Source organism: Blattabacterium cuenoti, from assembly GCF_014251755.1.
Classification (GTDB): domain Bacteria; phylum Bacteroidota; class Bacteroidia; order Flavobacteriales; family Blattabacteriaceae; genus Blattabacterium; species Blattabacterium cuenoti_AN.
On sequence record NZ_CP059200.1, the window covers coordinates 579693 to 606056 of the forward strand.

Consider the following 26364-nt stretch of genomic DNA (forward strand, 5'->3'; position numbering starts at 1 on the left):
ATTAGAATGATTTTAAATATTAATATTTTCAACTTTTTCTGATTGTCGAAAAACAATTCCTTGTTCCTGAAAAAAATCTATTAAAATTTTATGATGTTTTTGGATTTTTCCTTTTATGATTTCTTTGGAAAGATGATTTAAAATATCATGTTGAATCACTCTTTTTAAAGGTCTGGCTCCAAAATGGGGATCATATCCTTTTTCCGATAAATATTCTATAGTTTCATTAGTAGATTCTATAGAAATATTTTTTTTATTATATAGCAATTCTCCTAATTTTTTCATTTGTAGTTTAACAATATCTCTTATTTCTTTTCTAGAAAGAGGTTTAAACAAAATGATTTCATCTATCCGATTAATAAATTCAGGTCTTACAATATTTTTTAATAAATCTATTAAAGCTTTTTTTGTCGCTTCTATTCTATTAAAAGAAATTTCTTGTCCCAAATTTTCCTGAATAATATCTGATCCTATATTGGAAGTCATAATAATAATAGTATTTGTAAAATTAACCGTTCTTCCTTTATTATCAGTTAATCTTCCATCATCCAAAATTTGCAAGAGAATGTTAAAAACATCTGAATGAGCTTTCTCTATTTCATCTAACAAAATAACACTATAAGGACGTCTACGTATAGCTTCTGTTAGTTGTCCACTTTCATCATAACCAACATACCCAGGAGGAGCTCCTATGAATCTACTCACAGAATGACGCTCTTGATATTCACTCATATCTATACGAACCATATTATTTTCATCATCAAACAAATATTCTGCTAAAGTTTTAGCTAGTTCCGTCTTTCCTACTCCTGTACTACCCATAAAAAGAAAAGATCCTATAGGTTTTTTTTCATCTTGTAATCCAGCTCTAGAACGTCGGATAGCATCCGCTATAGATTGAATTGCATCAATTTGTCCTATCACTCTTCTGTGTAATTCTTTTTCCAAAAATAATAATTTTTCTCTTTCGCTTTGCAACATTTTAGTAACTGGAATTCCAGTCCATTTAGATACTACTTGAGCTATATTTTCTCTATAAACTTCTTCTTGTATCATTTTGTTACCTTTATATTCTTGTTTTTTTAATTCATTTTCTAGCGCTTTGACTTTGTTTTCTTTTTCTTTTATTTTTCCATATCTTAATTCTGCTACTTTTCCATAATCCCCTGATCTTTCTGCTTGTTCTGCTTCAAATTTATAACTCTCTATTTTATCTTTAGCTTTTTGTATTCCTTCAACTAAATCCTTTTCATTTTGCCACTGAGTTTGCAATTGCATTTTATCTTTATTTAATTTATATAATTCTTTTTTTAAAGGAATTAATTGTTTCTCATCATTTTCTCTTTTTAAAGCTTCTATTTGTATTTCCATATGCATAATTTTTCTATGTAATACATCTAATTCTTCTGGTTTTGAATTTATCTCCATTCTTAATTTGGAAGCCGCTTCATCTATAAGATCAATGGCTTTATCTGGTAAAAAACGTTCATTAATATAACGTTTAGACAATTCTACGGCAGCTATAATAGATTCATCTTTTATTCTGACTTTATGATGACTTTCATATTTTTCTTTAATTCCACGTAATATAGATATTGCATCAGAAATAGAAGGTTCATCTACGTATACTTGTTGAAATCTTCTTTCTAAAGCTTTATCTATTCTGAAATATTTTTGATATTCATTTAAAGTCGTAGCTCCTATAGCCCTGAGTTCTCCTCTAGCTAATGCTGGTTTTAAAATATTAGCGGCATCCATAGCACCTTCCCCTCCTCCTGCACCAACTAAAGTATGAATTTCATCAATAAACAAAATAATTTCTCCATCTGAATATATTACTTCTTTTACTACGGCTTTTAGCCGTTCTTCAAAATCCCCTTTATATTTAGCTCCTGCAATAATAGAAGCCATATCTAAAGAAAATACTTGTTTATTTTTTAAATTATCTGGAATATCTCCACTAATAATACGATGAGCTAAACCTTCAGCAATAGCTGTTTTTCCTACTCCTGCTTCTCCTATCAAAATGGGATTGTTTTTTGTTCTTCTAGATAATATTTGTAAAACCCTACGGATTTCTTCATCACGTCCAATAACAGGATCTAATTTTCCTTCATAAGCCCATTCATTAAGATTTTTGGCATATTTATCCAAAGCATTATAAATATTTTCTGCTGTAGGAGAAATGACTTTTCCGTTTTTTTTTCTTATATTTTCAATAATTTCTTTTATCTTTTTCTCTGTGATTCCTTCATTTTTCAATAATTGCGAAGTAAAATCAAAATTCATAAAAATTCCATAAAAAATATGTTCTATAGAAATAAATTCATCTGTTAATGTATGAGCATAATTTTCTGCAATACTCAACATTTTTGTTACATGTGAACTGAAATGTAAAGTCAAAGGTCCACTACTAAGGATTTTTGGATAAGAAGAAATTATACGATCTAATCCAATAATTATTGATTGAGAATTTACTTTTAATTTTTTGAAAAGAAAAGGAATTATATTTTCTTCAATCTCTAACATTGATTTTAAAATGTGTGCATTTTCTATAGATGGTTGACTATTTTTTAACGCAAGATATTGCGCCTTTTGTATTACTTCCTGTGATTTGATCGTAAACTTATTATAATCCATTGTAAAAAATGAAATTTTTGTTTTTATAATATAAAACAATTTGTAATCAGATTTGTTATCAAAACGAATTATTTCAAAATATTTATTTTCGCATCATGATAAAAAAAGAAGAAATTCAATCTATTTCAGAACGAATTCATAGAATTTATGACATTCTCAAAATAGATCAGATAAAAAAACATCTAAATAAAGAACAAGAAAAAATGTCCAATCCTAATTTTTGGAAAGATCATAATAAAAAATCTAAAAATTTTATAAAGGAGATACATGAGATGAAAGCATGCATAAGAGGTTTTACAGAATTAAAAAATGCTTTTGAAGAATTAAAAATAATATTTTCTATTTCCAAAGAACAAAATTTAGAAAAAGAATTTGAAATTCAATTATATAAAACAAAAAAATTACTTTCCAATATAGAATTCAAAAATATTTTTTCAGAAAAAGAAGATTCTTTGAATGCAATATTGCAAATCTCTTCTGGAGCTGGAGGAACTGAAAGCTGTGATTGGACTTTCATGTTAATGAGAATGTATTCCATGTGGGCAGAAAAAAAAAATTTTTTGGTGAAAAAAATTCATCATGTTTCTGGAGATATTACTGGAGTTAAATCTGTGACTTTAGAAATAAATGGTGTTTATGCTTTTGGATATTTGAAAGGAGAAAATGGAGTACATAGATTAATCCGAATATCTCCGTTTGATAGTAATTCAAAACGTCATACTTCTTTTTCTTCTGTATATGTTTATCCCATGATCAATGAGGATATTGATATAGATATTAAAATATCAGATATACAATGGAAAACTTTCCGTTCTAGTGGAGCAGGAGGTCAGAATGTAAATAAAGTAGAAACAGGAGTAAGATTACGTCATAATCCTACAGGAATTACTATAGTAAATACAGAATCCAGATCTCAAATACAAAACCGACAAAAAGCTTTTCAAATATTGAAATCCAGATTATATGAAATGGAAATCATTAAAAAAAATGAAAAAAAAGAAAGAATAGAATCCCAAAAAAAAAAAATAGAATGGGGTTCTCAAATTCGAAATTATATTATGCATCCTTACAAATTAGTAAAAGATTTAAGAACCGGTTATGAAACGAAAAAAATACAATCTGTAATGGATGGAGAAATAGACATTTTTTTAAAAAAATTCTTATATAAAATGGAAAATAAAAATACAAGTTAATTATTTATATTCAATTTCAATGAAAATTCGTTATGTTGATCTTATATATCAAACTTTTGATTTTCCCACTGAGGAATTTTCTATAAAAAATTATTTTTTAGAATTTCACGGAATTCCATTAATGGATCTCATTAAAAAATATGGAACTCCATTAAAATTTACATATTTACCAAAAATATCTCAAAATATACGAAAAGCCAGAACATGGTTTGAAAAAGCTATTCATTCCAATCAATATAAGAATCAATATACCTATTGTTATTGTACAAAAAGCTCTCATTTTTCTTTTGTATTAGAAGAAGCTTTAAAAAACAATATTAGTATTGAAACTTCATATGCTTATGATATAGAAATTGTGAAAAATCTTTATCGAAAAGGAAAAACTACTAAAAATATTGAAATTATATGTAATGGATTTAAAACAAAAAATTATATTGAAAATATATCAGAACTTATTAATAACGGATTTTGTAATACCATACCAATATTAGACAATTCCGATGAATTAGAAAAACTAAGTTTAGTAATTCATTATCCTTTTAAATTAGGAATACGTATCGCTTCTGAAGAAGAACCTAAATTTGAATTTTATACTTCTAGATTAGGAATTGGATATAAAGATATTATTGTTTTTTATTTAAACAAAATAAAAAATAATCCTCAAGTAAAATTAAAAATGTTACACTTTTTTATAAATACAGGAATAAAAGATACTGCTTATTATTGGAATGAACTTTTCAAGTGTTTGCATATTTATGCTAAATTGAAAAAAATAGCACCGGAATTAGAAATTTTAAATATAGGAGGAGGTTTCCCCATCAAAACATCCATGTCTTTTAAGTACGATTATGAATACATGACCAATGAAATTGTTTATCAAATAAAAAAATTTTGTAAAAAAGAAAATATTTCGGAACCCCATATTTATACAGAATTTGGAGCTTATACAGTAGGAGAAAGTGGAGGAATTTTATATAAAATTCTTAATCAAAAACGTCAAAATGATAGAGAAAAATGGAATATGATAGATAGTTCTTTCATGACTACACTTCCTGATACTTGGGCAATAAGTCGTAGATTTATTATGATGGCAATTAATCGTTGGAATGATTGTTATGAAAGAGTTTTTTTAGGAGGATTAACATGTGATAGTGATGATTATTATAATTCAGAACAACATATGAATGCAATATATCTTCCTTGTTTTCATCAAAACATTCCGCTTTATATTGGATTTTTCAATACTGGAGCTTATCAAGATACAATTAGTGGATATGGTGGAGTACATCATTGTTTAATTCCTCAACCAATTCATATATTGATAGACCATGACAAAGAAAAAAATTTTGTATATAAAATATTTCGTCCATCACAAAGTCCAGAAGAAATTTTAAAAATATTGGGTTATTGAAATTAAATCAAAAAAAAACTTTTGCAGGTATTTCTAAAAAGTATACAACACTTGATAAATCTGAAACGGTTCTTATTCCAGTCCCATATGATTATACTCAAACATGGAAAAAGGGATCTAAAAAAGGACCTAAAGCTTTTTTATCTGCAGCAGAACACATGGAATTATATGATATTGAAACCAATTCAGAAGTATATAAAAAAGGAATTTTTCTTGTTCCTTCTGTTGTTAATTCTTCAATTTCTATAACAAAAATGATTGAAAAAGTATATAATACTACAAAAAAATATATTTCTAAAGAAAAATTCATTACCCTTATAGGAGGAGATCATTCTATATCAATAGGGAGTATTCGAGCTTTTGGAGAAAAATATACGAATTTAAGTATTCTTCATATGGACGCACATACAGATCTTCGTCCTATATACAAAGGAAGTCCTTATAATCATGCTTGTTCCATGTATGAAGCCTCTCAAAAACATCCTTTAATCCAAATAGGAATTCGTAGCATGGATATAGTAGAGAAAAAATTCCTTCAAAAAGGAAACGTATTTTATATGCACGATATTTATAAAAATGATTTATGGATGCAAAATGCTATTCATAAATTGTCTAAAAACGTATTTATTAGTATAGATATAGATGTTTTTGATCCGAGCATTGCCCCTTCTACAGGAACTCCAGAACCAGGAGGTTTATCTTGGTATACAACTTTAAAATTTTTTAAAAAAGTTTTTAGAAATAAAAATGTAATAGGATTTGATATAGTTGAGCTTTTACCTAATCAAAAAGAATCTTCTACAGATTTTTTAGCAGCCAAACTTTATTATAAATTACTATCATATAAGTATACAAAAATGTCAATTTTTTCATAAATAATATGAATCAAAAAATTATTATAGCTATAGATGGATATTCTTCATCCGGAAAAAGTACTTTAGCAAAAGCTATTTCTAAAAAACTAAAATATAAATATATAGATAGTGGAGCAATGTATAGAAGCATAGCTTTATTTGCTATTCGAAAAAAGATTTTTGATAGTAGTGATTTGTGGAATATACGAAATTTTATCCCTCTTTTGAAAGAAGTCAATTTAAAATTTAAATGGAATCACAAATATAATCGAACAGATATTTTTTTAAATGAGGAAAATATTCAATCTAAGATTAGGTCAGAACAGGTTGAATCTAAAGTCAGTTTTATTTCTCAATTTCCAGAAATTAGAGAAAAGTTAACTCTTATGCAAAGAAATTTTGGAAAAAACAAAGGAATCGTTGTAGATGGAAGAGACACAGGATATTATGTGTTTCCTAAATCAGAATTAAAAATATTTATGAAAGGATCTATAGAAATTCGTTCTTACAGGAGGTATAAAGATTTAAAAAATAGAGGAAAAAAAGTCTCTTATGAAGAAGTCAAAAAAAATCTAATTCATAGAGATATAATGGATACTTCAAGAAATATTTCTCCACTCAAAAAATCTATAGATTCTATAGAAATAGATAACACATTTTTAAGTATAGAAAAACAATTAAATCTCATTTTTCAATTAATAAAAAAAATAACCTATCATACATATGAAACTATTAAATGAAAAAATAGCTGTAGTTACAGGAGGTTCAGGAGATATAGGTCAATCTATAGTCAAAACTTTTGTACAACATGGAGCTCATGTTATTTTTACATTTTTTTCCTCAATAAAGGAAGCAAAAAAAATAGAATTTGAATTTCAAGATGTAGTTGAAGCATATAAAATAGATATTTCAGATTTCAATTCATCAGAAAATTTAGTAAAAAAAGTAATAAAAAAATATGGGAGGCTAGATATATTAGTGAACAATGCAGGAATTATAAAAGATAATTTTTTGCTTAAAATATCCAAAAAAGATTGGGATGATGTTATTAAAACTAATCTATACTCTGTATTTAATTTAACGAAACATGCTATTCATCCTATGATGAAACAAAAAAAAGGAAGCATTATTAATATGAGTTCCGTCGTAGGATTAACGGGAAACATTGGCCAATCTAATTATGTAGCATCTAAAGCAGGAATTATTGGATTCACAAAATCAATAGCCAGAGAATTAGGAAAAAAAAATATTCGTTGTAATGCCATAGCACCTGGATATATAATAACAAAAATGAATTCTCACTTTAGATCTAAAATCAAAGAAAATTGGATAAAAAACATTCCCTTAAAAAGACCAGGAACCCCTCAAGATGTTGCGAACTCTACTTTGTTTCTTGCTTCAGATCTATCAAATTATATTACCGGTACTGTGTTAAATGTAAATGGAGGATTAATTTAAATAATCATAATAATGTATTCAAATAAAAAAGTTGTACAAAGTTTAGGTGTTATTTTAAAAGCAAAATCTATCTTCAATATCATTATCTCTCCAGGATCTAGAAATGCTCCAATCATTATACATTTTACGCAACAGAAACAATTTACTACTTATAGTATTGTAGATGAACGATGTGCAGGTTTTTTTGCTTTAGGAATAGCTCAACAAATAAGAAAACCTGTAGTTATTAGTTGTACTTCTGGTTCTGCCGTTGTAAATTATTATCCTGCCATTACAGAGGCTTTTTATCAAAATATTCCACTTATTTTAGTAACTGCAGATAGACCCCAAAAAATTATATATATATTTGAAGGACAATCCATTCATCAGAAAAATATATTTCAAAAACATGTAGAAACTTCTGTTCAATTAACAGAAGATGAATCTGAATCAGGAATATGGTATAATGATCTATTGATGAATGAATCTATAAACAAATGTATTTCTACAAGTAAACCTATCCATATTAATATCCCATTTTCAGAACCACTTTATGGTACCACAAGTCATTTAAAAGTAAAACCTAAGATTATAAAAACCATACCTGTTAAAAATTATGTTGAAATATATGGTTATAAAAAAGAACAGTATATATGGAAAAAATATGAAAAAAAAATGATCCTGTTAGGATTGTATTATACAGAAAAAAATACGGAAAAAATTTTAAGAAAATTAAGCTTAGATCCTTCCATTGTCATTTTTACAGAAACAACATCTCATGTATATGGAAAAAAATTTTTTTCAAGTATTGATCTACTTATTTATAATATGAATCCTAGAGAATGGATGAATTTTAAACCTCACATTTTATTAACCATTGGTATCAATATTATATCCAAAAAAATAAAATTTCTTTTAAGAAAATATCCTCCAATATATCATTGGCATATAGGAGAAAATTATGACAATTATCCGGATACCTATTATAAATTAACGACTTATTGGCCTATTCATCCAGAATCATTTTTAAAAATTTTTCATAATTCTAATAATAGATCTATTCTTTCTTCAAATTACAGGAAAAAATGGGAAAAATTGAAAAAAGAAAAAATCAAAAAACATAAATGTTTTTTCAAAAAAGAAAAAAGTTTTTCAGATTTAAACGTTTTATTCTTCGTATTCAAATCTATACCCAATCATACCATTCTACAATTAGGAAATAGTATGATTATAAGATACTATCAACTTTTTTATGAAAAAAAACATTCTATTAAATCTTATTGTAATCGTGGGACTTCAGGAATAGATGGATGTGTTTCAACTGCTGTAGGTTCTGCTACAATAAGAAAAAAAACTGTAACATTAATTGTTGGAGACATAAGTTTTTTTTATGATAGTAATGCTTTATGGAATAATTATATTCCAAAAAACTTTCGTATTATACTTATTAATAATGGAGGAGGAAATATTTTTAGATTTATTTCGGAAGAAAAAATTCCTGAAAATATATTTCATTTTTTTGAAACAAAACATATTTTTTCTGCAAAAAAAATATGCGAAATGTATCATTGGAAATACGAAGTAGCATCCGATCCGGATACTTTAAAAAATAGTTTATCATGTTTTTGGAAAAAAACAAATCAACCTTGTTTATTGGAAATAAATACTAAAAAATCTAATAATGATAAGATTTTGAAAAAATATTTATCTTATCTATCCTGATTTTATATAGAAATAACAAGAAACATCCCATAAGGCTTTAATTCTTGCAAAAACTTCTCTAAGTTCTATTTTTCTATCAAAAGAAATCATACTTTTAGCATTAAATCCAATTACATCGAGGCCCAAACAATTTCCAATAAAAATAGCTCTTTCATTATGAAATTTTTGAGATATAATCGTAAATTTTTTTTGATGAAAAACTTTATGAACTCTTAAAACAGAATGTAATGTACTAATTCCATAAAAATCTTCATATATAAAATGAGAAGGAATCCCTTTTTTAATTAATTCTTTTTTCATCATTTTTGGTTCATTATAATTTTTTTCTCTGTTATCTCCACTTACAATGATATAACGTACTTTTTTATGACGGAAAAGAAAATAAGCGGCATCTATTCTATACTTAAAATAAGCGTTAATTCCTCCTCCATGCAAATATTTAGAAGTCCCTAAAACTACACCAAATGTATTATATGGAATACAATCAATAAAATCATAATTTTTTCTTATTGACCAAAAACTTATTCCAAGATAACAGAATACAATAAATGAAATAATAAGGAAAAATATACGTTTGATTTCTAATTAACACAACTAAAAAGGATCATCCTCTATGACCCATTCTCCTTTTTCTAAAAAAGAATCTATATGTTTAAATTTAATATTTTTAGTTTCTCCCGTAATTAAATGACGAATATTAATTCTATTGTTTCTTCCGAATTTTTTTCCATTTTTTTCTTTCATAAAAAAATTGTTGTTAAAATGATTTTTATTTTTTGGAAAACAAAAAATATCTCCTATTAAAATAGTGGATTTAAGTAAAAAAGAAATAATTCTTTTATTTATATCATAAACCCTTTCTTGAAACAAATTAAAAGCATTTTGTTTATAAACAATAAGAGGATCTTTTTGTTCAAAAACAGCATTTTGTACAGAATATCGCAAACCATCCATTTCACGTAAATGTTCTTTCCATTTTTCATCCATAAAACATAATATAGTCTTTTTTTCAAATATGAATAATAAAGATTTTCCTTTCGTATCATGAAACTCTTTCAAATCTGAAACGAAAACTATATTTTGATATCCATCTGTTAAAACAACCCGAATTTGATAAAATTCATGATTTTTATTTATTACCATATTATTATATATAATAGGTTTTATATCATGATCAATCATTTTTTCCTTCTTTTTTTCATAACAATTAATAATTATATCATGAAGTTTGTTTACACAATCACGTTCTTTATAAGATAAAAATTCATCTTCTTGTATAGGAAATTGAATACCAAAAGTTTGAATAAATTCATATTCCAAATTTTTGAAATCATTTATAGATTGATTGACCGTCATCATAATATCTAGTAATAGATAGACCATATTAGAAATATCTAAACTTAATTCATTTCCACATAATGCATTCTTTCGTTTTTTGTATATAAACTCTCTTTGTTGATTAATAACATCATCATAGTCTAATAACCGTTTTCGTATACTGAAGTTGTTTTCCTCTATTTTTTTTTGTGCTTTTTCAATAGATTTGGTTAACAAAGGATGTTGTATTATGTCTCCTTCTTTATGTCCAAATCGATCCATTAGTTTAGAAAGTCTTTCCGAATCAATAAATAAACGAATTAAATTGTCTTCTAAAGACACATAAAACTGAGAACTACCTGGATCTCCTTGACGACCTGATCTTCCTCTTAATTGATTATCAACTCTTCTAGAATCATGTCTTTCCGTACCTAAAACGGCTAATCCTCCATTTTTAATAACTTCTTTTGATAGTTTAATATCAGTTCCACGACCGGCCATATTAGTTGCTATAGTAACAGAACTAGGAAATCCTGCTTTTGCTATGATTTCCGCTTCTTTTTCATGTAATTTTGCATTTAAAACATTATGTGGAATTTTCATAAATTTTAAAGCTCTACTTAGAAATTCTGAAACTTCAACAGAAGTCGTTCCAACAAGAACAGGACGTTTTTCATTTTTAGATAAAAAAATAATTTTTTCTATAATAGCATTATACTTTTCTCTTTGAGTTTTAAAAACAAGATCTTGCAAATCTTTTCTTTGTATTTTTTTATGTGTCGGAATGACGACTACATCTAATTTATAAATATGCCAAAATTCTCCAGATTCTGTTTCTGCTGTTCCTGTCATTCCAGATATTTTCCGATACATTCTAAAATAATTTTGTAAAGTTATTGTAGCAAGAGTCTGACTGGAAGATTCTATTTGAACATTTTCTTTTGCTTCTATAGCTTGATGTAAGCCATCAGAATAACGTCTTCCTTCCATTATACGACCAGTTTGTTCATCTACTATTTTTACTTTTCCTCCTAAAACAACATAATCCACATCTTTTTCAAATAAAGTAAAAGCTTTAAGTAATTGATTAATAGTATGAATTCTTTGTGATTTTAGAGAAAAATTTTTTAATAGTGCCTCTTTCTCTTTTGTTTCTTTTTCTTTTGAAAAATTTTTTTTTTCTACTTCAGTCAGTTCCAGATTCACATCTGGTAAAACAAAAAAACCTATATCTTCCACATTTTTGGATAAAAATTCAATTCCTTTATCTGTTAATTCTACCGTATTATTTTTTTCATCAATAACAAAATAAAGATCTTTATCCACTTTATATATTTCTCTTCCATAATCTTGCAAATATTGACTTTCCGTTTTTTGTAGAATTAAACGAATATTATCTTCACTCAAAAATTTTATTAAAGATTTTTTTTTAGGTAAACCACGATACGCTTGAAATAATTTAAATCCACCTAATTTTTTTTCTCCATTTTTGATTAAATTCTTTGCTTCATGTAAAAAATTATTAACTATCACGTTTTGTTGATTGACTAGAGTTTTTACTTTTTCTTTAAATAATTCAAATTCTTCTTTATTATCTTTTTTAGGATCAACAGGACCAGATATAATCAAAGGAGTACGTGCTTCATCTATCAATACAGAATCGATTTCATCTATAATTGCATAATTCAATTCTCTCTGAACTAACTCTTCTTTAGAAGAAGCCATATTATCGCGTAAATAATCGAACCCAAATTCATTGTTTGTTCCATAAGTAATATCTGCTTGATAAGCTTTTTTACGCATATCGACATCAGAAGATGAATAGTTATCAATACAATCAACTTTTAATCCATGAAATTCCATTAAAGGAGCCATCCAATTTGTATCTCTTCTAGATAAATAATTGTTTACTGTAACAATATGCACTCCTCTTCCAGATAAAGCATTTAAATAAGCCGATAAAGTGGCTACAAAAGTTTTTCCTTCACCCGTCGCCATTTCAGCAATTTTTCCCTGGTGTAAAACCAAACCTCCCATAATCTGAACATCATAATGAACCATATCCCAAATTATGCTTTTTCCATATGCATCCCATTCATTTTTCCAAATTGCTTGACTTCCGTTCAAATGAACATAAGACTTTGTTTTTGACAATTCTTCGTCAAAAGAAGTAGATGTCACGATCAGTTGTTTTTTTTCTTTTAAACGCTTAGCTGTTTCTTTAATGATAGAGAAAGCTGTAGGCAAAATATCTATTAATACTTTTTGCTCAATTTTGTAACATTCTTCTTTAATATTTTCTATACTTGAGTATATTTTCTCTAAAATATTAATAGAACAAAATTTTTCTTGTATTTTACTTAGTAATTTTTTTTCTTTTTCATAAAACGTTTTTGTAGATTTTTGTATTAAATTTTTAAAATATTGAGTTTTATTTCTTAATTCATCATCAGATAATAAAAATATTTTTTTCTCTTCTTTTTTGATTTCAACCAAAAATTTTCTAATCCCTTTCAGGTCTCTATCATTTTTATTTACTAATAATTTATTTAATATTTTTCTGATAAAACTCATTCAATTAAAATAAAAAAATAAGATACTTAAAGTTCATATTCATCTCTATTCCAATAAAAATCTTCATCATCACGTGGATAATCCGCCCATATATCTTCTATAGTTTCAAAAACTTCTCCATCTCCATTTTCTAATTGTTGAAGATTTTCAACTACTTCTAAAGGAGCTCCAGTTCGAATAGCAAAATCAATCAATTCATCCTTTGTTGCAGGCCAAGGAGCATCTTCTAAATGAGAAGCTAATTCTAAAGTCCAATACATATATTGATATTTTTATTATTAAAAAATCAAAAAAATGATATTTTATTTTATATATTTGATTTTCAAAAATCAATGAACTTTTTCATAAAAATCACAAGATAAAATTAGTGAATTTAAATTACAAATAAATTATATGAAAAAGTTTCCAAAAATTGTATTTATAGGTTCAACCCATTTTTCTCTTTATACATTAAAAGAATTATATATTAAACAATACAACATTGTAGGAATAATCACAAGCCCTGATAATCCATTTTTTAAACAAAATAAAAAAGCATTCCCTCCTGTAAAAATATACGCATTAGAAAATAAAATTCCTTTTTTACAACCTGTAAATCTTTTACATTCTTCTTTTTTAGAAAAGATAAAAATATGGAATGCAGATATACAAATTGTTGTCTCTTTTCGAGTTCTTCCCAAAAAAGTATGGAATTTACCTAAAATGGGTTCTTTCAATTTACATGCATCTCTTTTACCCCAATATAAAGGAGCAGCTCCGATTAACTGGGCCATTATTAATGGAGAAAATAAAACGGGATTGACTACTTTTTTCATAGAAGAACAAATAGATTCTGGAAAAATTCTTTTTCAAAAAGAAATTCAAATAAGAAAAGAAGAAACTGCAGGAGAATTAGAAAAAAAATTAACAAAAATTAGTGGTTTTATGGTTATTCAAACTTTAGAAAATATTCTAAAAAAGAAAATTAAACCTATTTCTCAAAAAAATATTGATTCTTCTTTATTAAAATATGCTCCTAAAATATCCACTAAAGATTGTAGAATACAATGGGAAAATTCTAATATAGAATCAATTTACAATAAAATAAGAGGATTAAGTCCTTATCCTACAGCATGGACATTGTTATTTTTTAATAACAACAAATTTGTGAGATTTAAAATTTTTCTTGTTAAAAAAATACGAAAAACACATACTTTAGCAATTGGTAGGATACTTATTTCATCGCATGAAATGAAAATATCCGTTAAAAACGGTTTTATATCTATTATGGAAGGACAAATAGAAGGAAAAAAAAGAATGCATGTTAAAAATTTAATTAATGGATTGAAAATCAGAAAAAACCTTTTTGTTCGATAAAATTTTAGTTATTTATCTATATTTGTTTTTGTTTTAGTTATAATATTATTTTATAGTAAAATAAAATTAAATTTATCATTCATGAATAAAACAGAATTGGTTAATTCAATAGCTGAAAAAACTGGAATAACAAAAATAAAAGCTAAAAACGTTACAGATGCATTTATTGAAACAGTGATAGAATCTTTAAAAAAAGGAAATAAGGTTACTCTTGTCGGATTCGGTACTTTTTCTGTAGTAGAAAGACATCCTAGAAATGGAGTCAATCCTAGAACAGGAAAAAAAATACATATTCCAGGAAAAAAAGTAGCTAAATTTAAAATAGGAGCAGAATTAACAAAATTGTGATTTCTAATTTTGTTCTAACTAATAAAAAAAGATAAAGTTTCGTTGTTTACAAACTTTATCTTTTTCATTGTCTATCATTTAGGGATAGAATCTATGCAAGATCCATTTTTCTTTTAAGAAATAAACCAATCTATCATGGAGTCTGTTAGGTTGTCCCTGCCAAAATTCCATTTTATATGGTTTTACAATATATCCTCCCCAATCAAAAGGACGTTTTATTGTTTTTTTATCAAAAAAGTTCTTCCATTTATTATATTGTTTTAATAAATATTCTTTAGATGAAAGAATCATACTTTGTCTAGAAGCCCAACTTCCAATTTGATTTTCTCTAGGTCTATTATGAAAATATTCATCTGATTTTTTTCTTGGAATTTTATATGTTCTTCCTTTAATAAGGATTTGTCTTTCCATATTTTTCCAATAAAAAGAAATACATACTTTTGGTCTGTTTTGAATTGCTTTTCCTTTCAAACTATAATAATTTGTATAAAAAATAAATCCGTTTTCTGAATATTCTTTTAATAAAACAATTCTAGTTTCTGGGCCTCCATCTTCTCCTATGGTAGAAATAGACATAGCATTAATTTCTTCATTATCTTTTCTTTCTTGATGAAAGGATTTTTCCTGTTGAAACCAGTCATCAAACAATTGAAAAGGTTTTTTTGGAACATCAGATTCTAATAATGAATTTTTTTCATAATTTTTTCTGAACTTACTCAAGTCAACAGTCATAATAATATTATTTAAACAAAAATATACTAACTTTATTAATTGTTACCACCCCATAATAATGGCGTGATAGCTCAGTTGGTTAGAGCGTTGGATTCATAACCCAGAGGTCGGGGGTTCAAATCCCCCTCACGCTACTACTACAACTAAGGAATCAATTTTTTCAAACAATACTACAGAATATGTATTTTTCTGTTTTGAGTTACTTTCTGTTAAGAAAATTACATACTTTATATAAAATTATAAATATTAATAATTTATCGAATTCAATAACTTTTGAAATTTCGAAAAAAAATCAATTAAAAATTATATGGGGATTAGATTCAAAAAATCTAATTTATACATATATAAAAATCAATGTTCAGAAATATACCAAAGAAAAAGCAACTCTATCTATCAAATTTATGATAAATGTTTTAACTACATTTTCAAATGAAGAACTTTTTTTAAAAAAGAAAAAAAATACACTTAATATTTATTCTAAACAGGGAGTTTATAAAATTCCTACTTATTATGATTTGAATCATAATAAAAATATCCTTATACTATGTAAGTCTTCTTTTGTTCATAGAATATCTTTGTTTTCCAAACTATTTTTAAAAATTTTAAACAAAACTTTATTTTCTATTACTAGAAACGAGGAATTGCCTCCTATATTAAATGGAGTTTTTTTTCAATTTTTTACCCATGAAGCAAATTTTGTATCAACGGATACTTATAGACTGATCAAATATACTATAAATAATTTTAAAACAGATCAAAGGATCCAATTTACTATATCTAGTATAGATCTTAATATAGTTAGGGAAATATTAAAAAATGAAAAAAAAAATAATATTATTATTGAATATTATGAAAAAAAAAAATGTAATCTTTTATTTTAAGAATCATATTTTTTCATGTCAACTAATAAATGAAAACTATCCAGACTATCGTTCTGTAATACCTCATAATAATCAATGTCATGTTTCTTTGATTATTAATAAATTTTTATTGTTAAATACTATTAAAAGAGTTTCTATTTTTTCTAAGAATAGAAAGAATTTTATTGATTTTTATTTTAATCATAATAAATTAAAAATTTATGATCAAAATACGATTGATGCTCATAATTCTATTTCAGAAATAAAGTGTAAAGTTCTTTCTAAAAAAATGAAAAATATGAAAATAGGTTTTAATTCTCAATTTTTAATTGAAATTTTATCTTCTTTAAATGAAGATTTTGTTTATTTTGAATTATATCATAAAATGGGAATTTTAAGGCCTTTATATAATAAACAAAAAGAAGAATCAATTTTTATATTGATTATGTCTATAATAAAAGTATGAAAATATCATTGAATTGGATTAAAAAATATGTATTTCCTCTTAATATGGACGAAAACAAAATCTCCAATATATTAACTGATATTGGACTCACAGTAAAAGGGATTCATAATGAAAACCAAGATTTTGTTTTAGATGTGGAAATAACACCTAATCGTACAGATGCTATGAGTCATTACGGAATTGCACGTGATTTATATGCCGTATTAAAATTTCGTGGATATAAAGTTCATTTGGTAAAACCAATAATAAATGAAGAGATTCATTGTAATAATAGTAATAATAAATCTAATCTTTCAATTCTTGTAAAAATACATGATACATGTATAAGGTATTCCGGAATATTTATTTCGAAAATAAAAATCGAAACATCTCCATGTTGGTTAATTTCTAGATTAAGATCTATAGGCATAAAATCTATAAATAATATGATAGATATAATCCATTTTGTTATGTATGAATTAGGACAACCTATTCATATTTTTGATATGGATCAAATAGAGGATAAAAAAATTATAATAAAAAATGCGGACAATGATACAAAATTTCAATCTTCAGATAAGATTATAAGAAAACTTGATGAAGAAGATTTAGTTATTTATGATACTGTTAAACCATTATCTATAGCTGGAATGATCAATCATATTAAATCAAATATACATGTTAGAACCAAAAATATATTTATTGGAAGTGCTTGTTTTAATCCCATCATAATCCGGAATCTTATAAAAAAACATTCTATAAAAACAGAAACACAACATTTTTTTGAAAAAGATACAGATCCAAATCAGACTGTTTACGCTTTACAAAGAAGTGCTTTTCTTATCAAGAAGATCATAAAAAATAAGATAATATGTTCTGACATCATAGATTGTTATCCTAATCCTATATCTATTTCAAAAATCAGACTTCGTTATAAAAACATTATCAATATTATAGGAAAAAAAATATCGAAAAAAAAAATTAAAAAAATTTTATCATTGTTGGAAATGATGATTGATTCTGAAAATGATCAATATTTATTGATTCGTATTCCTTTCTATAGAACAGATGTTCAAAGAGAAATAGATGTAATTGAAGAAATATTTAGAATTTATGGAATTCATAAGATTCCAATACATAATCAAATAAAAATTCCTACATTTCCTAAAATTTTTTTTAAAACAGAATATGAAATTCAAAAAATACTTTTTGAACAATTAGTTTGTTTTGGTTTTCAAGAAATTATTTCTTATACCATTAGAAAAAATGAAGAAAAATTTTCTTCTTTACTAAATTCTTTTTTGAAAAGACAAGAAATTAAGATTCTTAATCCTGTGAACTACAATTATCAATTCATGAGATCCAGTTTGATATTCAGTATGATAGAATGTATTGAATATAATATTAAGAACAATAGAATCAAATCCAATATAAAATTTTTTGAATTAGGAAACATATATTATAAAATAAATAATAAATTTTTAGAAAAAACCTATCTCGGAATAGCGATATATCAAAAAAAAAAAACAGAATCTAAAAATTATCCTTTTTTTTATTTGAAAGGAATTATTGAACAAATTTTTCAAAAAAGTGGAATATTGAATTATACTCAAATACTTTCCAAACATCCATTATTAGAAAATGGAATTTCCATATTATACAATCATAAAAATTTAGTTGAACTAGGAAAGTTTAAAAATCATATTTTCAAAAAAAATGAAATCTTTTATGCAGAAATTGATTGGAAATATTTAGTATCTATTATTCAGGAAAAAAAAATAATTTATATTCCATTTTCAAGATATCCTACTTCAAGGAGAGATTTATCTTTATTAGTAGACAAGACTATTTCATTCGAAAAAATCAATCAATTAATCAAGAAAAAAGAAAATCATATTATTAAAAAAATTCAAATATATGATTTATATGAGGGAAAAAATTTTCCTATATCAAAAAAATCTTACACAGTAAGTTTCTTTTTTGAAAGTCAAAAAGAGACACTGACTGATAAAATTATTAATAATTCAATGAAAGAAATTGAATTATTTTTGAAAAAAAAATTAAAAGCGGAAATAAGAGAAAAATAAAATTATATAATAATAGACAATTTTTTTAAAATTTTTTCGAATCCAGTTTCTTGTTTTATAATTTTTGATATTTCTTTTATGTGAATTCTTTTTTGTTCCATGCTATCTCTGTTTCTCATAGTTACTGTATCTGTCTTGATCGTATCGTAATCTACAGTAAAACAAAATGGAGTTCCTATAGCATCTTGTCTTCTATATAATTTTCCAATGGATTCTTTTTCATCGTAAACCAATCTATGACGAATTTTTATATCATGAAATATTCTTTTCGCGATTTCTTGTAATCCATCTTTTCTAACCAATGGAAAGATGGCCGCTTTAATTGGGGATAAAAAGTAGGGGAGTTTTAATACTATACGTACTTTTCCATTTTTTAATTTTTCCTTTTTTAAGGAAGAAGAAAATATAGCTAAAAAAAGACGATCTAATCCTAAAGATGTTTCTATAACATAAGGGATATAATTTTTTTTCCATTCAACTATTCGAATTTTTTTTTTTGAAAACAATTCATGATTCTTTAAATCAAAATCTCTACGAGAATGAATTCCTTCTATTTCTTGAAATCCAAAAGGAAAATGAAATTCTATATCTGATCCCGCACTTTCATAATGAGACAAATGATCATGATCACATAACTGATAATAATATGTTTTATCATCTCCTAAATTTAATTCTAAATGCCATTTTAATCGGTTTTTTTTCCAATACTCATACCATTTTATTTCTTCTTCTGGAAGAACAAAAAATTGCATTTCCATTTGTTCAAATTCCCGCATTCTAAATAAAAATTTTCTTGCAACAATTTCATTTCTAAATGATTTTCCTATTTGAGCAATTCCAAATGGGATTTTCATCCTACTAGATTTTACAATATTATGAAAATTTAAAAATACACCTTGAGCTGTTTCAGGACGAAGAAATAAATCTTTTTCATTTCTAATTTTAAACATCATATTGAAATGTCGAATTTCTGTCCAATTTTTTGTTTTAAAAACGGGATCACAAATGCACAATTCATCAATTAAAACTTTTATATCTATTAAATCCTTTTTTTCCAAAGATTTAGATAAACGAGATAATATTTTTTCTTTTTTTTTAGGATCATTTAAAAAATTTTTTTTTACATATTCTTGAATTAAAATTTCAGGACGATATCTTTTTTTAGAATCTTTATGATCAATTAATAATTCGTTAAATTTATCAACATGACCGGATGCATGCCAAACATCAGAATGCATAAGAATAGAAGAATCCACTCCTACTATATTTTCATGAAGTCGAGTCATAGATTTCCACCACAATTCTTTGATATTATTTTTTAACTCCACTCCGTGTGGTCCATAATCATAAATCGCATTTAATCCTCCATAAATTTCGCTAGAAGGAAAAATAAAACCATAAACTTTTGCGTGAGAAATTAAAAAATCAAAAAAATAACTACATTTTTTCATATTATTTATTCTACACATACATATAAATACTTTTCCAAATCTAATGCAGCCATACATCCAGTTCCAGCAGAAGTAATCGCTTGACGATAATCAGGATCTTGCACATCTCCTGCAGCAAATACTCCAGGTTTACTGGTTATGGTTTTTCCTTTTTGTACAATAATATATCCTTTTTCATCCAAATCTAATTCATTTTTAAAAATCTCTGTATTAGGAACATGACCAATCGCAATAAATAAACCACTAATTAAAACAGTTCTACTAGTTTTATTTTTATGATTAAAAATTTTAATACCTTCCAAAAAATTATCTCCAATAATTTCTGTTACATTAGAACAAAATAATATGTTAATATTATTATTTTTCAAAATACGATTTTGCAAAATTTTGGATGCTTTCAAGTTTTCTTTTCTAACTATCAAATATACTTTTTTACAAATTTTTGCTAAAAAAATTGCTTCTTCTAAAGCTGTATCTCCACCTCCTATCACTGCTACATTTTTTTCTTTATGAAAAAAACCATCGCAAGTAGCACAAAAAGAAATTCCTAATCCTACAAATTGTTTTTCTTTATCAATTCCTAAAAATTTAGGACGAGAACCTGTAGCTACAATGATACCTCTACTTTCTATACATTTTTTTGTAGAGAAAAAAATACGATGAATTCCTCCTTTTTTACTGGATAAAATAACATGATTCACAGATTGATTAATTATTTTTGTATTAAAACGTTCTGCTTGTTTTTTACAATTTTTCATCAGATCGTTTCCATTAACTCCTTCTGGGAATCCCATATAATTATCCACACTAGTTGTTGTGGTCAATTGTCCTCCTGGTTGAAATCCCGTAAAAAGAATAGGATTCATATCAGCTCTAGACGCATATATAGCAGCAGAATAACCAGCAGGTCCAGATCCAATAATTACACAATTATGTATTTTTTTTTTAAATAACATAAAATAATTTTATACAAATATTTTTAATTTTTGTCATTTAATCATTGAATAAATTATGCATGATTTAAATTTTTTTATAGAAGAACATTTATATCTGAAAAAAATGAAAAATAGAATTCATATATTTTGCGTAATCAGAAAAAAATTTTATCTTTTTACTCAAGAAGAAGTGATACGTCAATATATAATTTTTTTATTAAAAAAAATAAAAAATTATAAAAACTCCAACATATGGGTAGAATATCCTTTCAAAATAAATAAATTAAATAAAAGGATAGATATTCTTGTTCAATTTCAAAGAAAACCACACATTCTTATAGAATGTAAAAACCCAAAAATTCCTATTACGCAAAAAACTTTTGATCAAATTTCCATATATAATAAAACGATCAAAGCTCCATTTTTAATGATCAGTAATGGAATAAAAAACTTTATTTTTCAAGTTGATACATACAAAAAAAAGTTTTCATTTTTAAAACAGATTCCATAAATACACTAACATCATTCATCAATTTTTTTGATTTAACAAAGAATGCATATAATCAATAAGATCTAACAATTTTGTGGAATAACCAACTTCATTATCGTACCAAGAAACAATTTTGAAAAAATTGGAATTTAACATCATACTCGAATTTGCATCAAAAATAGAAATTCTTTTATCTCCTATAAAATCAGATGAAACAACAGTATCTTCTGTATATCCTAATATGTTTTTTAATGTGGTTTGAGAAGCATGTTTCATGCAAAATTTAATTTTATCAAAATTTGTACTAGTTTTTAAACTAACCGTAAAATCCAAAACAGAAACATTTGCTACAGGTACTCTAAAAGCCATTCCTGTTAATTTTCCGTTCAAACTGGGAATAATTCTACCTACGGCATTAGCCGCACCTGTTGATGATGGTATTATATTAACCAATGAAGATCTCCCTCCTCTCCAATCTCTAGCGGAAATAGAATCAACAACTTTTTGAGTTGCAGTAGAAGCATGTATAGTTGTCATAAATCCTTCAGATATTCCAAAATTATCATTTAAAACTTTAACAATTGGAGAAAGACAATTTGTAGTACAAGAAGCATTAGATACAATATTTTGATCTTTTCTCATATTTTCATGATTGACTCCCATAACAAACATAGGAATATCATCTTTAGGTGGAGCGGATAAAATCACTTTTTTAGCACCTGATTCTAAATGAGCATTAGCTAAATCTTTTGTTAAAAAAAGTCCAGTAGATTCCACAACATATTCTACATTCAAATTTCCCCAATTGAGTTTTTTAGGATCTTTTTCATTAGTAACCTTAACCCGTTTTTCATTCAAAATGAGAGAATCTGTATCTTCAATACGAATCTTTCCTTTAAAAGAACCATGAATAGAATCATATTTTAACATATAAGCTAAATATTCTATAGATACTAAATCATTTATAGATACTACTTGAACGTTATTTCTATTTAAAGCAGATAATAAAACGAACTTTCCTATTCTTCCAATTCCATTAATTCCTATTTTGATAGACATATTTAAATAATTTTTTTTGTTATAAATTAATTTTTAACTTTCAAAAAAGTCATAAAAGCAGATGATGGAATTTTAATTTTTCCTATCTGACGCATTTTTTTCTTTCCTTTTTTTTGTTTTTCCAAAAGTTTTCTTTTTCTAGAAATATCCCCTCCATAACATTTATCTGTGACATTTTTTCTGAAAGCTTTAATGGTTTCTCTTGCTATAATTTTTCCAGATACAGAAACTTGAATAGGAATACTAAATTGATGTTTTGGAATTAATACAGATAATTCTTGACATATTTTTTTGGATAAAAACAAAGCTTTCGTTTTATGAACTAAAAGAGATAAAGGTTCTATTTTTTCGTGATTAATCCATACAGTAATTTTTTTTAAATCCGAATTTCTATAACCAATAAAATTATAATCAAAAGAAGCATATCCATTAGAAATACTTTTTAACTTATCATAAAAATCAAATACAATTTCCGATAAAGGCATTTCAAACATAATTTTGATTCTTTTTGAAGTCATATAATTATGATTTGAAATCATAATTCCTCGTTTTTCAATACATAATGACATTACATTTCCTATATAGATATCTTTAGTAAAAATAGAAACTAAAACATATGGTTCTTCTATCCTTTTGAATTTTTCCGTTTCTGGAAAATCTGAAGGATTATTAATAATTAAAATCTTTTGATTTTTTTTCATATAAACTCTGTAAGAAACATTAGGAATAGTAAGTATAACAGAAATATCATATTCACGTTCTAAACGATCTTTCACAATTTCCATATGAAGAAACCCTAAAAATCCACAATGAAACCCAAATCCTAATGCAGGAGAAGACTCAGGACTAAAAGAAAGTGCAGCATCATTTAATTGCAATTTTTCTATAGAAGAACGTAAATCTTCATATTTATCAGAATCAACGGGATAAATACTAGCGAAAACCATAGGTTTAAATTCTTTAAATTTTTGTATCGCTTTTGTAGCTGGTTTTTGAGCATCTGTTATAGTGTCTCCTACTTTTACTTCACTTGCATTTTTTATACCAGATACAACATACCCAACATCTCCTGTATTAATTTGATTTTTTGAAATATGTTTTAATTTCAAAGTTCCTATCTCATAAGCAGAATAAATTTTTCCTGTAGACATAAATTGTAATTTTTGTCCTTTTCGGATACAACCATTTTTTATTCTAAATAATATTTCAATTCCTCTAAATGGATTGTATAAAGAATCAAAAACAATAGCTTGTAAAGGAGCTTTTGAATCTCCTTTTGGATAAGGAATACGTGTTACTATTTGATTTAAAACATGATTAATTCCTAATCCATTTTTTGCACTAATAGGAATAATATCTTTTTTTTTACATCCCACTAATTCCATAATTTCTTTCATTACGTCTTCAGAAATGGAATCAGACAAATCAATTTTGTTTAAAACTGGAATAATGATTAGGTGATTTTTTAATGCCAAAGAAAGATGGGATATTGTTTGTGCTTGCACACTTTTCGTACAATCAACAACAAGTATAGCTCCTTCACAAGCTGCAATCGAACGCGATACTTCATATGAAAAATCAACATGTCCAGGTGTATCTATTAGATTTAAAATGTATATTTTATTATCATATTTATATTCCATCTGAACAGCGTGACTCTTGATCGTTATTCCACGTTCTCTTTCTAAATCCATATCATCCAATAACTGATTCCGGTTTTTTTTTGACACTGTTTTTGTAAATTCTAACAAACGATCAGCTAACGTACTTTTTCCGTGATCTATATGTGCGATAATACAAAAATTTCGAATATCATGAATCATGATTGATTGAGTTTAAAAATCTTCAAATAACCTTGAAGGGAATCGAACCCATACCATAGGAATCGGAATCCTATATTCTATCCTATTAAACTACAAGGCTAAGACCATATATAATAATGATTTAATATAAAGAAATAATATTTTAAAGGATGACAGTCAGTTGAATAGATTCATAGTTTTTTTGAGTCCGTTTATTACAAATGAAAATATTATCTTTATACCTATATCTAATTTTGAAAATAAATCATCTATTTCTTCATTTTTCCAATTTTCTAATACATAAGAATCTATTTTTTGATCAAAATAATTTTTTTTAATTCCAAAACGAAGACGTGCATAATGAGTTGTTCCTATTGTTATTTCTATATTTTTTAATCCATTATGTCCTCCACTTCCACCTTTTCCTCTTAAACGAAAACTACCAAAGTTTAAATAAATATCATCAGATATTATCAAAATATTTTGTAATATAATTTTTTCTTTTATCATCCAATATTTAACAGCTTCTCCACTACGATTCATATAAGTAGATGGTTTTAAAAAAAAAAGTAATTTATCATTATAGCTGAATTCAGAAATAAAACCTAGTTTTTTTTTAGAAAAAGAAAAACGATATTTTTTTGAAATTTGGTCCAAAATCATAAATCCTAAATTATGTCTAGTTTTTCTGTATAAATATCCTGGATTTCCTAATCCGATTATCAAAAATTTTTCAGGGGGTAAATGATTCATATTGAATGAAGAATTTCATATACAGTTTTTCCTATATTAGCCGGAGATTTCGCAATATGTATTCCACTTTCTTCCATTATTTTTATTTTTTCCTGTGCTGTTTCTATTTTTTTTTCTATAATTGCTCCAGCATGTCCCATTGTTTTTCCTTTTGGAGCTGTTTGTCCAGCTATAAAACCTATCACTGGTTTTTTATTTTTTAATTTTTTTATCCATTTAGCCGCTTCAATTTCTAATTGTCCACCTATTTCTCCAATCATAACAATACATTCTGTTTCTGAATCAGATAAAAATAGTTTCATAATTTCCTTTATATTCATTCCAATAATAGAATCCCCTCCTATACCAACAGCAGTGGAAATTCCATAACCCAATTTCACAATTTGGTCTGCCGCTTCATAAGTTAAAGTTCCTGATCTAGAAATTATCCCTATATTTCCTTTTTTTTTAAAAACTGAATTAGGCATTATCCCGACTTTAGCCTCTTTTGGAGTAATAATTCCAGGACAATTTGGTCCTATTAAACGAGATTTTTTTCCTTGTAAAAAATGCTTTATTCGAATCATATCTGATACAGGTATTCCTTCTGTGATACAAACAATAATTTGTATATTCATGTAAATAGATTCTAAAATAGCATCAGAAGCAAAAGAAGAAGGTACAAAAATTATGCTCACATTTCCTCCTGTCTGATTCACTGCTTCTTCAATTGTATTAAAAATAGGAACCCCTAAATATATTTTTCCCCCTTTTCCTGGTGTTATTCCTCCTGCTATAGGAGTTCCATAATTTATCATTTGTTCAGTATGAAATAACCCTTCTTTTCCAGTTAATCCTTGTACAAGGACTTTAATGTTTTTATCTATTAAAATACTCATAACTCTTAAATTTATTTTAA

General features: G+C 25.8%; 23 protein-coding genes and 2 tRNA genes. 13 read left to right on the plus strand and 12 right to left on the minus strand.

Annotated features, from left to right (window positions below; all coding sequences use genetic code 11):
- Positions 1 to 12: 12 nt before the first annotated feature.
- Positions 13 to 2640 carry an ATP-dependent chaperone ClpB gene (gene clpB, locus H0H57_RS02830; RefSeq protein ID WP_185863773.1) on the minus strand — a complete coding sequence of 876 codons (2628 nt, stop codon included), beginning with the start codon at positions 2638 to 2640 and terminating at the stop codon, positions 13 to 15.
- 95 nt (positions 2641 to 2735) lie between these two features.
- Here clpB and prfB point away from each other — a divergent pair, with 95 nt between their 5' ends.
- The 6 genes from prfB to menD are packed head-to-tail and all read left to right on the plus strand — an operon-like array spanning position 2736 to position 9257.
- Positions 2736 to 3833, plus strand: a complete 1098-nt coding sequence (gene prfB, locus H0H57_RS02835; RefSeq protein ID WP_185863774.1) for a peptide chain release factor 2 — start codon at positions 2736 to 2738, stop codon at positions 3831 to 3833.
- 19 nt (positions 3834 to 3852) lie between these two features.
- Complete coding sequence (locus H0H57_RS02840) at positions 3853 to 5244, plus strand: type III PLP-dependent enzyme domain-containing protein (RefSeq protein ID WP_185863775.1); 1392 nt, start codon at positions 3853 to 3855, stop codon at positions 5242 to 5244.
- Positions 5241 to 6119 carry an agmatinase gene (gene speB / locus H0H57_RS02845; RefSeq protein ID WP_238784312.1) on the plus strand — a complete coding sequence of 293 codons (879 nt, stop codon included), beginning with the start codon at positions 5241 to 5243 and terminating at the stop codon, positions 6117 to 6119. The genes H0H57_RS02840 and speB overlap by 4 nt, the downstream gene beginning before the upstream one ends.
- 5 nt (positions 6120 to 6124) lie before the next feature.
- Positions 6125 to 6838: a (d)CMP kinase gene (gene cmk / locus H0H57_RS02850; protein WP_185863776.1), complete on the plus strand. Its 714-nt coding sequence runs from the start codon at positions 6125 to 6127 to the stop codon at positions 6836 to 6838.
- Positions 6822 to 7556, plus strand: coding sequence for a 3-oxoacyl-[acyl-carrier-protein] reductase (gene fabG / locus H0H57_RS02855; RefSeq protein WP_185863777.1), 735 nt, complete (start codon positions 6822 to 6824; stop codon positions 7554 to 7556). Before cmk ends, fabG begins: the two co-directional genes overlap by 17 nt.
- A 12-nt stretch (positions 7557 to 7568) precedes the next feature.
- On the plus strand, positions 7569 to 9257 hold the full coding sequence (gene menD / locus H0H57_RS02860) for a 2-succinyl-5-enolpyruvyl-6-hydroxy-3-cyclohexene-1-carboxylic-acid synthase (RefSeq protein WP_185863778.1): 1689 nt from the start codon (positions 7569 to 7571) through the stop codon (positions 9255 to 9257).
- Here the strand turns inward: menD and H0H57_RS02865 are convergent.
- The 3 genes from H0H57_RS02865 to H0H57_RS02875 all read right to left on the minus strand — a co-directional run bounded on the left by H0H57_RS02865 (position 9249) and on the right by H0H57_RS02875 (position 13408).
- Positions 9249 to 9692, minus strand: a complete 444-nt coding sequence (locus H0H57_RS02865; RefSeq protein WP_238784313.1) for a SanA/YdcF family protein — start codon at positions 9690 to 9692, stop codon at positions 9249 to 9251. The two genes, menD and H0H57_RS02865, sit on opposite strands and share 9 nt — an antisense overlap.
- 159 nt (positions 9693 to 9851) lie before the next feature.
- A complete protein-coding gene (gene secA, locus H0H57_RS02870; protein WP_185863779.1) occupies positions 9852 to 13148 on the minus strand; it encodes a preprotein translocase subunit SecA in 3297 nt (1098 codons plus the stop codon).
- A 26-nt stretch (positions 13149 to 13174) separates the two neighbouring features.
- Positions 13175 to 13408 carry a DUF2795 domain-containing protein gene (locus tag H0H57_RS02875; protein ID WP_185863780.1) on the minus strand — a complete coding sequence of 78 codons (234 nt, stop codon included), beginning with the start codon at positions 13406 to 13408 and terminating at the stop codon, positions 13175 to 13177.
- 133 nt (positions 13409 to 13541) lie between these two features.
- On the opposite strand from H0H57_RS02875, the gene fmt reads away from it, so the two are divergent.
- Positions 13542 to 14504 (plus strand): methionyl-tRNA formyltransferase, encoded by a 963-nt coding sequence (fmt, locus tag H0H57_RS02880; protein ID WP_185863781.1) that lies wholly within the window; start codon positions 13542 to 13544, stop codon positions 14502 to 14504.
- 81 nt (positions 14505 to 14585) lie between these two features.
- A complete protein-coding gene (locus tag H0H57_RS02885) occupies positions 14586 to 14852 on the plus strand; it encodes an HU family DNA-binding protein (RefSeq protein ID WP_015430168.1) in 267 nt (88 codons plus the stop codon).
- A 78-nt stretch (positions 14853 to 14930) separates the two neighbouring features.
- Here H0H57_RS02885 and pdxH read toward each other — a convergent pair whose 3' ends face one another.
- Positions 14931 to 15584: a pyridoxamine 5'-phosphate oxidase gene (pdxH, locus tag H0H57_RS02890; RefSeq protein WP_185863782.1), complete on the minus strand. Its 654-nt coding sequence runs from the start codon at positions 15582 to 15584 to the stop codon at positions 14931 to 14933.
- Positions 15585 to 15644: 60 nt separating this feature from the next.
- Between pdxH and H0H57_RS02895 the strand changes: the two genes are divergently transcribed.
- The 4 genes from H0H57_RS02895 (at position 15645) to pheT (ending at position 18976) form a co-directional block, all read left to right on the plus strand.
- Positions 15645 to 15718: transfer RNA gene (locus H0H57_RS02895), tRNA-Met, on the plus strand.
- A gap of 45 nt (positions 15719 to 15763) precedes the next feature.
- Complete coding sequence (locus tag H0H57_RS03135) at positions 15764 to 16465, plus strand: DNA polymerase III subunit beta family protein (RefSeq protein WP_238784314.1); 702 nt, start codon at positions 15764 to 15766, stop codon at positions 16463 to 16465.
- Entirely contained in the window at positions 16434 to 16910 is a 477-nt protein-coding gene (locus H0H57_RS03140) for a DNA polymerase III subunit beta (RefSeq protein WP_238784315.1), read from the plus strand. Before H0H57_RS03135 ends, H0H57_RS03140 begins: the two co-directional genes overlap by 32 nt.
- Positions 16907 to 18976 carry a phenylalanine--tRNA ligase subunit beta gene (pheT, locus tag H0H57_RS02905; protein WP_185863783.1) on the plus strand — a complete coding sequence of 690 codons (2070 nt, stop codon included), beginning with the start codon at positions 16907 to 16909 and terminating at the stop codon, positions 18974 to 18976. The genes H0H57_RS03140 and pheT overlap by 4 nt, the downstream gene beginning before the upstream one ends.
- Positions 18977 to 18978: 2 nt before the next feature.
- Here pheT and H0H57_RS02910 read toward each other — a convergent pair whose 3' ends face one another.
- Together H0H57_RS02910 and trxB are read right to left on the minus strand one after the other, a co-directional pair.
- Positions 18979 to 20427: a glycine--tRNA ligase gene (locus tag H0H57_RS02910; protein WP_185864106.1), complete on the minus strand. Its 1449-nt coding sequence runs from the start codon at positions 20425 to 20427 to the stop codon at positions 18979 to 18981.
- Between the two features lie 5 nt (positions 20428 to 20432).
- Entirely contained in the window at positions 20433 to 21383 is a 951-nt protein-coding gene (trxB, locus tag H0H57_RS02915; protein ID WP_185863784.1) for a thioredoxin-disulfide reductase, read from the minus strand.
- Between the two features lie 55 nt (positions 21384 to 21438).
- Here trxB and H0H57_RS02920 point away from each other — a divergent pair, with 55 nt between their 5' ends.
- The gene (locus tag H0H57_RS02920) at positions 21439 to 21873 is read left to right on the plus strand and encodes a type I restriction enzyme HsdR N-terminal domain-containing protein (protein ID WP_185863785.1); all 435 of its coding nucleotides are present in this window, start codon (positions 21439 to 21441) and stop codon (positions 21871 to 21873) included.
- An 18-nt stretch (positions 21874 to 21891) separates the two neighbouring features.
- On the opposite strand, the gene gap is transcribed toward H0H57_RS02920, so the two are convergent.
- The 5 genes from gap to sucD all read right to left on the minus strand — a co-directional run bounded on the left by gap (position 21892) and on the right by sucD (position 26344).
- On the minus strand, positions 21892 to 22911 hold the full coding sequence (gene gap / locus H0H57_RS02925; protein WP_185863786.1) for a type I glyceraldehyde-3-phosphate dehydrogenase: 1020 nt from the start codon (positions 22909 to 22911) through the stop codon (positions 21892 to 21894).
- Positions 22912 to 22937: 26 nt separating this feature from the next.
- On the minus strand, positions 22938 to 24731 hold the full coding sequence (gene lepA / locus H0H57_RS02930; protein ID WP_185864107.1) for a translation elongation factor 4: 1794 nt from the start codon (positions 24729 to 24731) through the stop codon (positions 22938 to 22940).
- Positions 24732 to 24761: 30 nt separating this feature from the next.
- Positions 24762 to 24834, minus strand: a tRNA-Arg gene (locus H0H57_RS02935).
- A 56-nt stretch (positions 24835 to 24890) separates the two neighbouring features.
- Positions 24891 to 25466 (minus strand): aminoacyl-tRNA hydrolase, encoded by a 576-nt coding sequence (pth, locus tag H0H57_RS02940; RefSeq protein WP_185863787.1) that lies wholly within the window; start codon positions 25464 to 25466, stop codon positions 24891 to 24893.
- Entirely contained in the window at positions 25463 to 26344 is an 882-nt protein-coding gene (sucD, locus tag H0H57_RS02945; protein ID WP_185863788.1) for a succinate--CoA ligase subunit alpha, read from the minus strand. The genes pth and sucD overlap by 4 nt, the downstream gene beginning before the upstream one ends.
- Between the last annotated feature and the right edge of the window lie 20 nt (positions 26345 to 26364).